General features: G+C 63.4%; 13 protein-coding genes. 8 read left to right on the top strand and 5 right to left on the bottom strand.

Features of this window, described 5'->3' with window-relative positions; all coding sequences use genetic code 11:
- The first annotated feature begins 15 nt into the window (after positions 1 to 15).
- The 4 genes from NKI16_RS06825 to NKI16_RS06810 all read left to right on the top strand — a co-directional run bounded on the left by NKI16_RS06825 (position 16) and on the right by NKI16_RS06810 (position 2,795).
- On the top strand, positions 16 to 444 hold the full coding sequence (locus tag NKI16_RS06825; RefSeq protein WP_352783484.1) for a lipocalin-like domain-containing protein: 429 nt from the start codon (positions 16 to 18) through the stop codon (positions 442 to 444).
- Between the two features lie 40 nt (positions 445 to 484).
- Positions 485 to 1,666, top strand: coding sequence for an arabinose transporter (locus NKI16_RS06820; RefSeq protein WP_352620417.1), 1,182 nt, complete (start codon positions 485 to 487; stop codon positions 1,664 to 1,666).
- Entirely contained in the window at positions 1,663 to 2,031 is a 369-nt protein-coding gene (locus tag NKI16_RS06815; RefSeq protein WP_352620523.1) for a GNAT family N-acetyltransferase, read from the top strand. The genes NKI16_RS06820 and NKI16_RS06815 overlap by 4 nt, the downstream gene beginning before the upstream one ends.
- A gap of 200 nt (positions 2,032 to 2,231) precedes the next feature.
- A complete protein-coding gene (locus NKI16_RS06810) occupies positions 2,232 to 2,795 on the top strand; it encodes a GNAT family N-acetyltransferase (RefSeq protein ID WP_352568107.1) in 564 nt (187 codons plus the stop codon).
- 90 nt (positions 2,796 to 2,885) lie between these two features.
- Here the strand turns inward: NKI16_RS06810 and NKI16_RS06805 are convergent, their stop codons facing one another.
- Together NKI16_RS06805 and NKI16_RS06800 are read right to left on the bottom strand one after the other, a co-directional pair.
- Entirely contained in the window at positions 2,886 to 3,284 is a 399-nt protein-coding gene (locus NKI16_RS06805; RefSeq protein ID WP_352508546.1) for a GFA family protein, read from the bottom strand.
- 237 nt (positions 3,285 to 3,521) lie between these two features.
- Positions 3,522 to 3,974 (bottom strand): Lrp/AsnC family transcriptional regulator, encoded by a 453-nt coding sequence (locus NKI16_RS06800; RefSeq protein ID WP_352620415.1) that lies wholly within the window; start codon positions 3,972 to 3,974, stop codon positions 3,522 to 3,524.
- Positions 3,975 to 4,092: 118 nt separating this feature from the next.
- On the opposite strand from NKI16_RS06800, the gene NKI16_RS06795 reads away from it, so the two are divergent.
- Positions 4,093 to 5,103, top strand: a complete 1,011-nt coding sequence (locus NKI16_RS06795; protein WP_352783487.1) for a nucleoside recognition domain-containing protein — start codon at positions 4,093 to 4,095, stop codon at positions 5,101 to 5,103.
- A 57-nt stretch (positions 5,104 to 5,160) separates the two neighbouring features.
- Here NKI16_RS06795 and NKI16_RS06790 read toward each other — a convergent pair whose 3' ends face one another.
- Entirely contained in the window at positions 5,161 to 6,894 is a 1,734-nt protein-coding gene (locus NKI16_RS06790) for a chloride channel protein (protein ID WP_502897574.1), read from the bottom strand.
- Between the two features lie 336 nt (positions 6,895 to 7,230).
- On the opposite strand from NKI16_RS06790, the gene NKI16_RS06785 reads away from it, so the two are divergent.
- Positions 7,231 to 7,515 (top strand): SCP2 sterol-binding domain-containing protein, encoded by a 285-nt coding sequence (locus NKI16_RS06785; protein ID WP_352783499.1) that lies wholly within the window; start codon positions 7,231 to 7,233, stop codon positions 7,513 to 7,515.
- 54 nt (positions 7,516 to 7,569) lie between these two features.
- Here NKI16_RS06785 and NKI16_RS06780 read toward each other — a convergent pair whose 3' ends face one another.
- The gene (locus NKI16_RS06780) at positions 7,570 to 8,172 is read right to left on the bottom strand and encodes a GNAT family N-acetyltransferase (RefSeq protein WP_352783501.1); all 603 of its coding nucleotides are present in this window, start codon (positions 8,170 to 8,172) and stop codon (positions 7,570 to 7,572) included.
- 208 nt (positions 8,173 to 8,380) lie between these two features.
- Positions 8,381 to 9,514 (bottom strand): ornithine/lysine decarboxylase, encoded by a 1,134-nt coding sequence (gene odc2, locus NKI16_RS06775; RefSeq protein ID WP_023675424.1) that lies wholly within the window; start codon positions 9,512 to 9,514, stop codon positions 8,381 to 8,383.
- A 562-nt stretch (positions 9,515 to 10,076) separates the two neighbouring features.
- Between odc2 and NKI16_RS06770 the strand changes: the two genes are divergently transcribed.
- Both NKI16_RS06770 and NKI16_RS06765 read left to right on the top strand, forming a co-directional pair.
- Positions 10,077 to 11,276 carry an amidase gene (locus NKI16_RS06770; RefSeq protein WP_352644135.1) on the top strand — a complete coding sequence of 400 codons (1,200 nt, stop codon included), beginning with the start codon at positions 10,077 to 10,079 and terminating at the stop codon, positions 11,274 to 11,276.
- 1 nt (position 11,277) lies between these two features.
- Positions 11,278 to 12,177: a LysR family transcriptional regulator gene (locus tag NKI16_RS06765; RefSeq protein WP_352783491.1), complete on the top strand. Its 900-nt coding sequence runs from the start codon at positions 11,278 to 11,280 to the stop codon at positions 12,175 to 12,177.
- The last annotated feature ends 33 nt before the right edge of the window (positions 12,178 to 12,210 follow it).

Genomic DNA, 12,210 nt, shown 5'->3' with positions numbered 1-12,210 from the left:
CAACGACATATGACGATGAGATTGAAGATCGCTGCCCTTGCGCTTGCGCTTTCGGTCGCCACGCCGGCTTTCTCCCAAGAGTCCCCGATCATCGGCGCATGGCGCATGAGGTCGCTCGAGGCCGGTGCCGAGGGAAACCTCAAGCCCGTGCCATATTCCGGCCAGGTCATCTTCACCGAGGCCGGCACCCTCTCGGTGCAGGCCCAGAACCCCGACGCTAAGGCGCCGGACACGCCTTACACGGCGAATGGCTACGAAGCCTATTACGGGCCGGTCGCCATCAACGACCAGGACAAGACCTTCGTCATCACGATCGAGTCCTCCCTGGTCCGCAACCTTGTCGGGAAGAGCATGAAACGCAAATTCGAAGTCTCGGACAACAAACTGGTCCTGACGCCGGACAATCCGGCCGAAGGCTGGCGCGTGACCTACGAACGTTACTGATCGGAACAGCCCGGCTGTCAAAGTGTTATCGGTGGCCACAATGGCGCGGACTTCTGACCGAAATGGCGCGATGGCGGAACTGGTGCCAATCATGGCGGCTGTCTTCGCCGGCTTCCTCCTGATCGGCTTGGCGCTACCCGTCCTGCCGCTGCATCTTCACCAGCAGCTCGGCTTCGGCCCCTTCGCAGTCGGGCTGGTGACGGGCAGCCAGTTCGTCGCCTCGATGCTGTCGCGCATTGGAGCCGGAAACTATGCCGATGGGCGCGGCGGCAAGCGGGCCGTCGTCGTCGGCCTCATTGCCGCTGTCCTGGCGGGGTTCATTTACCTCGGCTCGCTGGCATTGCTCGACCGGCCGGTAGCGTCCGCATCGGCGCTCTTCGCCGGCCGGGCGGTACTGGGCGCGTCTGAGAGCTTCATCATCACAGGCGGCGTCGCCTGGGGCCTCTCCCTTGCGGGCGGACAGAACTCCGGAAAGGTCATAGCCTGGGTGGGCACGGCGATGTTCGCAGCACTCGCGCTTGGCGCGCCGATCGGATCTGCGCTTTACGCGGCGAGCGGCTTCGCCGCGATCGCACTTGCAACGGTCGGCCTGCCGCTTGCGACGCTGCTTGCCATCCTGCCTATGCGTGGCACCAGCCTCGCCGCGAGCGCCGCGCGACAGTCATGGACGAGCGTGGCGCAAGCGGTCTGGCTTCCCGGCGTCGGAGCTGCTTTCAGCAGCCTCGGCTATGGTGCGATTCTGGCCTTTGGCGCCCTGCTCTTTGCCGAACGCGGCTGGCAGCCGGTCTGGCTTCCCTTCACTGCCTATGCCGCGTCGCTGATCGTGGCAAGGCTGTGCTTCGGCCACCTGCCTGACAGGTTAGGGGGCGCGCGCGTCGCCGTGATCTTCGTGGCGGTCGAGGCGGCAGGGCTGATGCTGATCTGGCTTGCGCCCGGGCCCGTTCTCGCCGCCATTGGAGCGGGCCTGACTGGCCTTGGCTACTCGCTGGTCTATCCCGGTTTCGGTGCCGAGGCCGTAAGCCATCTTCCACCAAGCAGCCGCGGCCTGGCCATGGGACTCTACACCGTCTTCCTCGACGTGGCGCTCGGCTTCGGCAGTCCGGCGCTCGGCTTGGTCGCTGGGTCGGCCGGGCTGCAATTCGTCTTCTTCGCCGTCGCGACGGCGACGCTTCCGGCGTTGGGCATCGCTCTGCTGCTGGGTCGCCGTAACGCTCCACTATAGAGCCGGATAGTCTGGGCTCGAGATGTCGCGCAATTACGATCGCTCCGCTTCGCGGGAAGCTGAGGCATCAGCCGAACCTGCTTTTGGTGGCGATAGAGGCCGATCAGGTCGTCGGATCGATCATGGCCGGGTATGACGGCCATCGAGGGTGGATATCGCGCATCGCTACCTTGCAGTCCCATCGCCAAAAAGGGATCGGCGAGGCCCTCATCCATGAGGCCGAAAGGCGGCTCGCCGGCCTTGGTTGCATAAAGATCAACCTCCAAATTGTCGCTTCCAATTCGACGGTTCTTGGGTTCTACCGACAGTGCGGATACGAGGTCGAGGAGCGCATAAGCATGAGCAAACTGTTACCGAAAGTTTGAGGTGCTCCGCCGATTAACTCGTCGTCGCGGCTCGACGGCTCAGGTCCATTGGAATCTTGCTGCCGGTCATTATTGTGGCAGGCGAACCTCTCCGGGTGAATCGCGCTGCGGGATACGGCCGACGGCCGAAGCCGGGCGAAGTCCAGCCAGCCGGAGGGAGCCCTACATACGGTCGAATTACTGGAGCAGTGAGGACATGCATGCAGATCGCATCCAAGCCACGCGTCCGCCTGGCAAGCCGTCAGGAACTGGATGGAATTGGGTTGCTCGTCTCAGAGGCTTTCGCATCGTTACGGCCCGTTCTGGCACCGCACATCTTCGAGCCCTACGTCAAGGATGCGCGGGATGTCGCGGGGCGATGGGCGAAAGCCAGCGTCGCGGTGCTCGAAGCCGAGGGACGCCTCGTCGGGACGGTCACCTACTACGCCGATGCCGCCTTTGACGGCATGGGCTGGCCGCCCGGGCTGGCAGGCCTCAGGACCCTCGCGGTTGTTCCCTCGGCACAGGGCCGCGGATATGGCCGCGCGCTTTGCGAATGGTGCGTCATGCAAGCGCGTCTGCAGGGCTCAGGCGGCCTTGCGCTTCACACTGCCTCGTCCATGACGTCTGCATACAAGCTGTATGAAAGCCTCGGCTTCGAGAGACGCCCCGCCCACGACCTTTTCGCCTCCGACATTATTGGCTTTGATCCAGCTCTCGGCGATCAGCAGATCATCGCCTACCTGCTGCCGCTCAAGCAGGTCGAGAGCAGCCGCGATCGATAATGTTCGACCGCCGTTTGAACGGACGGAGGCATCATCTCGCTTCCGGATGCTGTCCGCAGCTTCCACCGTTTGTCTCGATGCGAGCAGATCCTAGTCTTTCGTATAGTCAGGCCCAAAACGAGTCGGCAGGTTGTCGGCGAGTTTCAACCAAGGGAGCTTCTCCTCAAAAGCGACATGCAGCGTAGGTGCAAATTTTTCTGGCTCCTCCATCGCTGCCGCAAAAAAATGCATGACATCAGACATGTTTTTTGAGCGGAAGGACAACGGCGTACCACAGTGATCGCAAAATGTTCTTTCCACACCGGGAGAAGAGTTGAATACCTTCGGTAGCTTGCCCAGCCATCGCCATTGGCCGTTCAAGACGCCAATATAAGTGGTCATCGGCGCAGAACATTGCCGCCGACAACTTTCACAATGACAGACCACGCAGGCCTGTGCCGGGCCATCGACTTCAAAAGCAATAGCGCCACATAAGCAATGACCACGCATGCAAATTCTCCTTGAGCCAACAAGGACAGCTTCATGCCTGGGCGTGAGGGAGGCGCCATGAAACGCGTCGAGCTGGCGCCCAATTCCGACATTCGGCGCTGGCGATTGTCCTCGCGTGCGCGAGGCGTTGCCTCCAAGCTGCCTTCACTACCCCCTTTCGGCATATAGAAATGTTCATAGAGTTTCTCCGCCGGGCCGCTGAATTCACGGCCCAGCAGGTCTATCGCAACCCGAACACTACAGTGGAATTGCGGTCACTTCCTTGGCCGTTCGGATCACGAACATCGTGTGGTATCGCGCGACGTTGCTTCGGTCTCGGAACAGTCGCTCGCACAGCGCATCGAACTCTTCCATATCCGTCAGGCGGAGCATGAGGACGGCATCGGTTTCGCCGCTCACACTGTAGGCCTGAGTGACGGCCGGTTCCTGAGCGGCCAACTCGAGAAAGTCCCGCATAAACTGCTCGCCATGACGCTCCAGTTCGACGGCGACGATCGCCTTCAAGCCCCGGCCAGCCTTTGCCGGTGCGAGAAGCGCGACAATGCGGCTGATGACACCGCTTTCCTTCAGTCGTCGTATGCGGCGCAGGCAGCTCGAAGGGGAAAGCCCGACTAACCCCGCCAGTTTGGCGTTAGTTCGTGAGGCATCATCCTGGAGCAGGTTGAGAAGCCTTCTGTCGATCTTGTCCATGTCGGTCGCGCTCATCGTCGGTGCGTTGCAATTTTATTGCACGGAATCGCAAACTTTGACCACAAATGCGAAGCGTCTCACGCTACTCAGATGGCTCCAGGGATGATGGAGCAGCATGATGGCAATTTGCGCCGCCTTCTATCGCAAGACAGTGGAGACGCTTGAAATCTATTGGGAACTGGTTCGCGTGATCGTTCCGGTTGCGATTGCCACACGGCTGCTGCAGGACCTTGGCGTCATCCAGGCGATTTCTCCGTTCTTCTCCCCGCTCATGTTGCAGGTGGGGTTGCCACCTGAACTCGCCTTTGCCTGGCTGACGGGATTGCTGGTCGGGATCTGGGGCGCGCTTGTGATCGTATTCACCTTGGTTCCGGTTTCGGCACTCAGCACTGCCGACATGACGGTTCTTTCGGCTCTCTTGCTGTTTGCACATGCCATTCGGATCGAGCAACGGATCATTCAGAGGGCCGGGCCGAGCTTCCTGGTCACCGCGGCGCTTCGTATTGGCGGGGGTTTGGTCTTTGCTGTCCTTCTGCATCAGATATTCACCGTGACCGGATGGCTGTCAGGACCGGTGAAGCCGGCGTGGATGCCGACGAATGAAAGCACCGACTGGGGCGGCTTTCTCCTGGGTACGCTCAAAACCCTGGGCATCATGCTCGTTGTTCTGCTTGCGCTGAGCTGGGTGATCGAGCTTCTCAAGATGTCGGGCATTTTGGAGTGGATGAACAGAGGGCTTGCACCGCTCTTTCGGCTCGCCGGCATCGAAAAGCAGACGGTACCTTTCGCCGCTGTTGGCCTGTTTCTCGGGATTTCCTATGGCGCAGGACTGCTGATCCGCGAGGCGCGCACGCCTAGCGCGGAGCCGCGTCAGATATTCCTTGCCTGCGTGTTCATGGGTTTTGCCCATAGCCTCATTGAGGATACGTTGGTCGTTGTCACACTTGGCGCTGATGTTACGAGCGTGCTTCTCGGTCGCCTGGCGTTTGCCGTGCTCGCGACCGCCGTGATCGCAAAACTAATCAAGGCGGTTCCCGACGCTCTTTTCTTCAAGACACTCTTCCACAAGGAAGAAGACAGTCCGCGCAATCGGATTTCGGAGCCCGCGATTAGCGGGCCGTTGACGTGAGTCCTCCTTACGCAGCAGCCGACATGTGTGTCGCATCGCTATCGGGACAGGACGCGGCTACCCCTCGCCCGACAGATCGCGCCGCGCCTTGTCGAGTTCCTCGGCATAGCGCCGCATCAGGTGGCCTTCGGTCAGCAGACCGACCACCTTGCGATCGGTGAAATCTTCGACCACCGCCAATTCCTCGGCGCCGGCGCGCTGGAAGGTCTCGGCCGCCGATTGCACGTTCATGCTCGGCACCAGCACCGCATCCCTGAATTTGGCGAAGGACAGCACCGGCATCTCGTCATCCGACAAATGGCTGTGCAATTCGGCGACGATCAGCACGCCGACATAATGCAGGTCGGCGTCAACCGCGATGACGCGCTGCGAGGCACCGAGCGGCACCTGCTTGCGGAATTCCGCAAGCGTCGTCGAGGCGTCGATGGTGCGGACATCCTTTCGCATCATCGAGCCGACAGTCAGGCTCCGCATCCAGCCGACATCATGCGCGCTGCGGATGGTTTCGCCGCGCAGGTGAAAGCGCCATGTCGAGAAGGAATAGCCGAACGTTTCGCGCACCAGGATCGCCGCCATGAGCGAGGCGGCCAGCACCACGCCGGTCAGCGTCAGGTCGCGGGTCGATTCCAGCGCCAGGAAGGTCATCGTCAACGGGCCGCCGACGACGCCGACGGCGAGCGAGGTCATGCCGACGACGGCGGCGACGGCAGGGTCGATGCCGGTCGCCGGCGAGACGAATGCCATCGCGCCGGCAAACATCTTGCCGAGCAGCGCGCCGAGAAACAACGAGGCAAAGAACAAGCCGCCGCGGAAGCCGGAGCCGAGCGAGATCGCCGAGGCCGCCAGCTTCAGCACGAAGACGCTGGCCACCACGGCCAGCCCGTAATTCATCGCGAATTCGCGGTGCAGCGCGCCATGGCCGCTGGACAGGACCTGCGGCGTGACCAGCCCCAGCAGCCCGACCATCACGCCGCCGAAGGCGGGGCGCAGCGAGGCGTCGATCGACAGCCGCGCAAAGAGGCGCTCGATCAGGCTCACCAGATGCATGATGGCGATGGAAGCACCGCCGCCCAGAAGCCCGAGCAGCATGAACGGCAAATACTGGCTGACGGTGAGCTGCGGCAGACCGGCGAGCTCCAGCGGAAACGGCACGCCGCCGAACACCTCTGCGGTCAGCGAGGCCGAGATCGCGGCGGCCATCACCGGCGCAACATTGGCGACCGAGTAGATGCCGATGACTAGCTCGAAACCGTAGAAGGCGCCGGTCAGCGGCGCGTCGAAGGCGGCGGCGATCGCGCCGGCGGCACCGCAGCCGACCAGGATGCGGACATCGTTGCGGCGCAGCCTGAACAAGCGCGCCAGCCGCGACGCCAGGCCCGAACCCACCTGCGTATAGCCGGCCTCGAGCCCGACCGAAGCGCCGAAGCCGCTCGAGATCATCGTCTGCCCGGCGATGATGAAGGTGTCGGTCAGCGACATGCGGCCGCCATAAAGCGCGTTGGCTTCGATCGGATCGACCGGCGTGCGGAACTTCCGCTTTCTCAGCCAGATCACCGTCAGCCCGAGCAGGATGCCGCCGATCGCCGGGATCAGCGCCTGCTCCGGCCTTTGCAGCGAAAACATCGCCGAAAGCCGACCGCCGGGCTGAACGCCGAACATAAGCCCGTGCAGGACCTGCACCAGTCCGCTCATGCCGGTGACCAGCGCACCCGCCATCACCCCGACCAGGGCAGCCAGAATGACGACGGCAATACCGCGCGCCTCGAGCAGCGGGATCGATCTGATCAGCACCGCGCGCAACCGGCGGGCATAGACTTGCGGTTCGTTTCTGGGCGGTTCGTTTCTGGAAAGCACCGGGGCGGCTCGCCGATATTCGTGGGTGCCTGATACCCTCGGCAACATCGCGTGGCAACATGCAGGCCGCCGAGGTGTCATGCCCGCGTGATGCTGCGGCGATAAACCCCATCTTCATCTCGGGGAGCCGCGTTGACGTAAACGTCAACCCGAAGCTATATGCGCCGGCGACCGTGATCGCGAAATGCGCAAGACGGCGACTTCGGCCAGATCGAAGTGTCCCGGATCGAAGTGCCAATGAGCGACAAACGCAACGAGACGAGGAGAACCGCCATGGGCGTTCAGGAAATTGCCGACAAGATCAGCGCGCGCGTGGCGAGTGCCGGGTTCGACCGTTCCGTGAAGTTCGATACCGGCGGCGACGGTGTCATCGTCATCGACGGCGCTGATGTCTCGACCATCGACGGGCCGGCCGACTGCACCATAAAGCTTTCGCTCGACGATCTGGACTCGCTGATATCAGGCGACCTCAACCCGACCATGGCGTTCATGTCCGGCAAGATAAAGGTCGAAGGCGACGTGAGCGTCGCCATGGCGCTCAGCCAACTGATCGGCTGATCGCTTGAGGTGAAACAAGCCGCCGCACGATGGCGGGCGGCTTGCTTCGAACCATCAGGCAGCGAGCGGCAGTCTCTGCGCCTTCAGCTTGCGCCCTGCCGCCTTCAGCGTGCCTTGCGCGCCGTCGAGTGCGCCGACAACCAGTTCCCGCGCCATCAGGCGGTGCCGCTCGTAAGGCCCCGGCATGGCCAGCGAGCCGGTCTTTGCGGCCGAAAACCCGAAGCGCTCGTAATAGGGCGCGTCGCCGACCAGCAGGATCGCCGCATGGCCAAGCCGCTCGGCCTCAGTGACCGCATGGCGCATCAGCGCCGAGCCGATGCCGGCATTTTTCAGCGCCGGGTCGATCGCAAGCGGGCCGAGCAGCAGCGCTGCCGTGCTGCCCTCGCCCAGCACCACGTCCCACAGCCGCACCGTGCCGGCAACAGTGCCCGACGCGTCGCGCGCGACAAAGGCCAGGCCCTCCGAAGGCCGGCGGCCGCGCCGCAGCTTTTCCGACGACTTCTTCCGGCGCTTCGGCCCCATGGCGCGATCGAGCAAAGCCTCGCGAGCCGGGACGTCGGCGGCGGTTTCGGCGACGACCGCAATCTCCCCCCTCGAGGGGGAGATGTCGCCGAAGGCGACAGAGGGGGTTGTCGCGCGTGAAGCGCCGGCCTCCATCTGCGGCAGGAGGCCGAGTCCAGTCGAACCGACCCCCTCTGGCCGCTTCGCGGCCATCTCCCCCTCGAGGGGGGAGATTCCCACGCCTTCAACGATGAGATCTGCAATGTTCATTTCCGCGATCCTTCACAAGCGGATTGTTCCACAGGCGAGCCCGGGCGGGCGACAGGCGCCCACCGGGGATGATCTGAGCAACTCTTGCGAGCCCTCAGATCACGTAGGATCGGAGAGGCTCGAAGCCGTTGAAGGCGACCGAGGCGTAGGTCGTCGTGTAGGCGCCGGTGCCCTCGATCAGCACCTCGTCGCCGATGGTCAGCGATAAGGGCAGCGGGTACGGCGTCTTTTCGTACATCACGTCGGCCGAATCGCAGGTCGGGCCGGCGAGCACGCAAGGCGCGGTCTCGCTGCCGTCATGCGCGGTGACGATCGGATAGCGGATCGCCTCGTCCATGGTCTCGGCAAGACCGCCGAACTTGCCGATGTCGAGGAACACCCAGCGCACATTGTCGTTATCGGCCTTCTTCGAGATCAGCACGACCTCCGACTTGATCACCCCGGCATTGCCGACCATGCCGCGGCCCGGCTCGATGATCGTCTCGGGGATGGCGTTGCCGAAATGCTTCCTGAGCGCCGAGAAGATCGCCTGGCCATAGGCCTGCGCCACCGGCACATCCCTGAGATAGCGGGTCGGGAAGCCGCCGCCCATATTGACCATCTTCAGCACGATGCCTTCGTCGGCGAGCGTCGCGAACACCTTCTTGGCGTCGGCCAGCGCGCGATCCCAGGCGGTCAGGTCGGTCTGCTGCGAGCCGACATGGAATGATACGCCATGGGCGTCGAGGCCGAGCGCCCTGGCATGGCGCAGCACGTCGACCGCCATCGCCGGCACACAGCCGAACTTGCGCGACAGCGGCCATTCGGCACCCTCGCCGTCGGTCAGGACGCGGCAGAACACACGGGCGCCGGGAGCGACGCGGGCGATCTTCTCGACCTCCTCGACGCAGTCCACCGCAAACAGCCGGATGCCGAGCTGGTAGGCGCGCTGGATGTCGCGCTCCTTCTTGATGGTGTTGCCGAAGGAGATGCGGTCCGCCGGCGCACCGGCGTCCATCGCCATCTCGACTTCGGCAACGGAAGCGGTGTCGAAGGACGAGCCCATCGCAGCAAGCAGGCGCAGGATTTCCGGCGCCGGATTTGCTTTCACCGCATAGTAGATCTTGGAATCGGGAAGCGCCTTCTCGAAGGCGCGGAAATTGTCGCGCACGACATCGAGGTCGACGACGAGGCACGGGCCGTTCGGACGTCGGGTGGCGAGAAAGTCAAGGATGCGCTGGGTAGCCATCGGGGTCTCTCCATCAGCGCCTTTCGGCGCGCACAAAGGCTTGCGGACGCGGGCTCTCGGCCTCGCGAACACGCGGTGGACAAAGGCGGGACGGAAATCCATGGAACCAGCCGGTGGAGACCCCGGAACCATGAAGCGCCGTCTCGCGGCGGTGAACCTTGGCCTTGCCCGGCCTCGGTTCGCTTTGTCTGCCTTGGCTTGGATGGGAGACCCGTCCGCACTGCCGGCAATGAAGGTGTGCCTCTTCAGTAACCCCGGTCTTTGGACGACCGGCAGAACACCAGAAAGGCCCGCACCGTCGTTGCTTCAAGGTGTCCTCGGTTGGCGGTTGGCCGCTAAACCGACTGGAGGGGTTGGCTCCAGTTACCTTACCGATTGCCCTCACCATTCGAGGATCGGCGGACACCCACAGGCACGTGCGACTTTGGGCAAGCGCGATATAAGATCGAAAGATTTCACAATCAATAAAAATCGTATCGCAGGTTGTAAAATTTGTGGCATCGAACAATGCTGCGGGACCAGAAGAACAATGCTGCGGCAAGCACACCCGGATATCGAACGCATGACAGGCACTCGCGGCCCGCTGAACGCTTTTCTAGATCTTGATCAAGTCCCTGTTACCAATGCGCAATCCGGCCCGCTTGCCGGCTTGCGGTTGGCCGTCAAGGATATCTTCGACGTCGCCGGGTACCGCACCGGTTGCGGCAATCCGCAGAAATACCGCGAAGCCTCGCCGGCCACGGCCACCGCGCCGGCCGTCCAGACGCTGCTTGATTCGGGCGCCCGCTTCGTCGGCAAGACGCAGACCGACGAACTCGCCTTTTCCCTGCTGGGGCTGAACGCGCATTTCCCATCGCCGATCAATCCGGCGGCACCCGACCGCGTCACCGGCGGCTCGTCCTCGGGTTCTGCTTCTGCAGTCGCCGGCGGGCTGGCCGATATCGCCACCGGCTCCGACACCGGCGGCTCGATCCGTGCGCCGGCAAGCTTCTGCGGCCTGATCGGCCTCAGGACCACGCATGGCCGCATTTCGCTCGACGGCGCCATGCCGCTGGCGCCTTCGCTGGACACGTTCGGCTGGTTTGCCAGGGATATCGTCACCTACGAAAAGGTCGGCACGGTGCTGCTCGGCGACGATCCGCACCGCCACGAACTGGTACGCCCTCTTGCCCTCGACGCGCTGGACAGCCTCGTGCTCGGCCCGCTGGAGGCCGAGGAATATCGCGCCATGGTCCGCAGTGTCGCTTCGGTGCTGGGCGCGCCGCGCAGCGTTGGCCCGCTGTCGCATTCCACCGACGATCTTTATTGGTGCTTCCGCAAGCTGCAAGGCTATGAAGCCTGGCAAAGCCACGGCGCCTGGATCGCCGGCGGCGACCGCATGCTGGGACCCGGCGTCAAGGAGCGCTTCGAGCATGGCGCGACCGTCGGCCCGGCAACCGCGCAGCACGAAACGGAACGTCGCGTTTCGTTTCGCCTCGAGCTTACCGACCTGCTTGGCGAGGACGGCGTTCTTGTGCTTCCGACCGCTCCGGGTGCCGCGCCGCTCAAGGCCGAATTATTTGATGATTTGCAGATCTATCGCGAGCGCGCGCTGAGATTGCTGTGTCTTTCCGGCCTGTCCGGTTTTCCGCAAATCACGCTGCCGCTCGGCAAGGTCGGCGGGGCGCCGTTCGGCCTTTCGCTGCTCGGTCCGAAGAACAGCGACCGGCAGCTGATTGCGCTGGCCGCCCGCATCCTTTCAGCCCCCCAAGGAGGCGCATGACATGGATACGCTGACCCGCATGCGTGCCTTCATCGATGTCGTCGAGGCCGAAGGCTTTTCGGCGGCGGCGCGCAAGATCGGCCGCTCGAAGGCGCTATTGTCGAAATATGTGCGCGAGCTGGAGGACGAACTCGGCGCGCTGCTGCTCAACCGGACCACCAGGCAGTTCTCCCTGACCGAGGCCGGCCACACCTACTACCGGCGCGCCTCGGAGATCGTGCGCGAGGTCGACAGCCTTGCCGATGCGGTGCGCGAATCCTCCGGCGACGTGCGCGGCAGGATCAAGCTGTCGGCGCCGCGTACCTTTGCCGACGCGCCGATCGGCCAGTCGCTGATCGACTTCGCCAAGCAGCATCCCGACATCGTGCTCGACATTCATCTCGACGACCGTTTCGTCGATCTGGTCGAGGAGGGCTTCGATCTGGCGGTGCGCATTTCGCGGCTGGAAAATTCCTCGCTGATTGCGAGACGGCTGGCGCCATTTTCGGTACGGCTTTGCGCGTCTCCCGAGCTGATCGCCAAGCACGGCATGCCGGTCAGGGCGCAAGACCTTGCCCGCGTGCCTTGCATCATCGACACCAATGGCCGCTGGCTCACCAACTGGCCGTTCAGGGGCGACAGCAGCGATACGGTGAGCGTTTCGGTTTCCGGCCCCATCGAGGTCAACAGCCCGATGGCGGCAAGGGCGGCCGCCGTGGCTGGATTGGGATTTTCCATCCTGCCGGATTTCATCGCCGCGCCCGACATCGAAAGCGGCAAGCTGGTGACTGCGCTGGATGACCGCATACTGCCCGGCGGCGGCATTTTTGCCGTCTATCCGCACCGGCGCTATCTGCCTGCAAAAGTTCGCGTCTTTGTCGATTTCCTGGTGCAGTGGTTCAAGGCGCTGGACAACGCATGAGCTTTCAGCCGCCTTGCGGTCCCATTTTCGCCC

It is taken from the genome of Mesorhizobium sp. M0698 (assembly GCF_040320455.1).
Lineage (GTDB): Bacteria > Pseudomonadota > Alphaproteobacteria > Rhizobiales > Rhizobiaceae > Mesorhizobium.
This window is presented reverse-complemented; position numbering and strand designations above follow the sequence as displayed.

Coding starts and splice junctions, on each gene's coding strand:
- NKI16_RS06805 (WP_352508546.1), bottom strand. CDS start 3,284: ATGCGTGGTCATTGCTTATGTGGCGCTATTGCTTTTGAAGTCGATGGC.
- NKI16_RS06770 (WP_352644135.1), top strand. CDS start 10,077: ATGACAGGCACTCGCGGCCCGCTGAACGCTTTTCTAGATCTTGATCAA.
- NKI16_RS06820 (WP_352620417.1), top strand. CDS start 485: ATGGCGCGGACTTCTGACCGAAATGGCGCGATGGCGGAACTGGTGCCA.
- NKI16_RS06780 (WP_352783501.1), bottom strand. CDS start 8,172: ATGGAGGCCGGCGCTTCACGCGCGACAACCCCCTCTGTCGCCTTCGGC.
- NKI16_RS06795 (WP_352783487.1), top strand. CDS start 4,093: ATGGCAATTTGCGCCGCCTTCTATCGCAAGACAGTGGAGACGCTTGAA.
- NKI16_RS06800 (WP_352620415.1), bottom strand. CDS start 3,974: ATGGACAAGATCGACAGAAGGCTTCTCAACCTGCTCCAGGATGATGCC.
- NKI16_RS06825 (WP_352783484.1), top strand. CDS start 16: ATGAGATTGAAGATCGCTGCCCTTGCGCTTGCGCTTTCGGTCGCCACG.
- odc2 (WP_023675424.1), bottom strand. CDS start 9,514: ATGGCTACCCAGCGCATCCTTGACTTTCTCGCCACCCGACGTCCGAAC.
- NKI16_RS06765 (WP_352783491.1), top strand. CDS start 11,278: ATGGATACGCTGACCCGCATGCGTGCCTTCATCGATGTCGTCGAGGCC.
- NKI16_RS06810 (WP_352568107.1), top strand. CDS start 2,232: ATGCAGATCGCATCCAAGCCACGCGTCCGCCTGGCAAGCCGTCAGGAA.
- NKI16_RS06785 (WP_352783499.1), top strand. CDS start 7,231: ATGGGCGTTCAGGAAATTGCCGACAAGATCAGCGCGCGCGTGGCGAGT.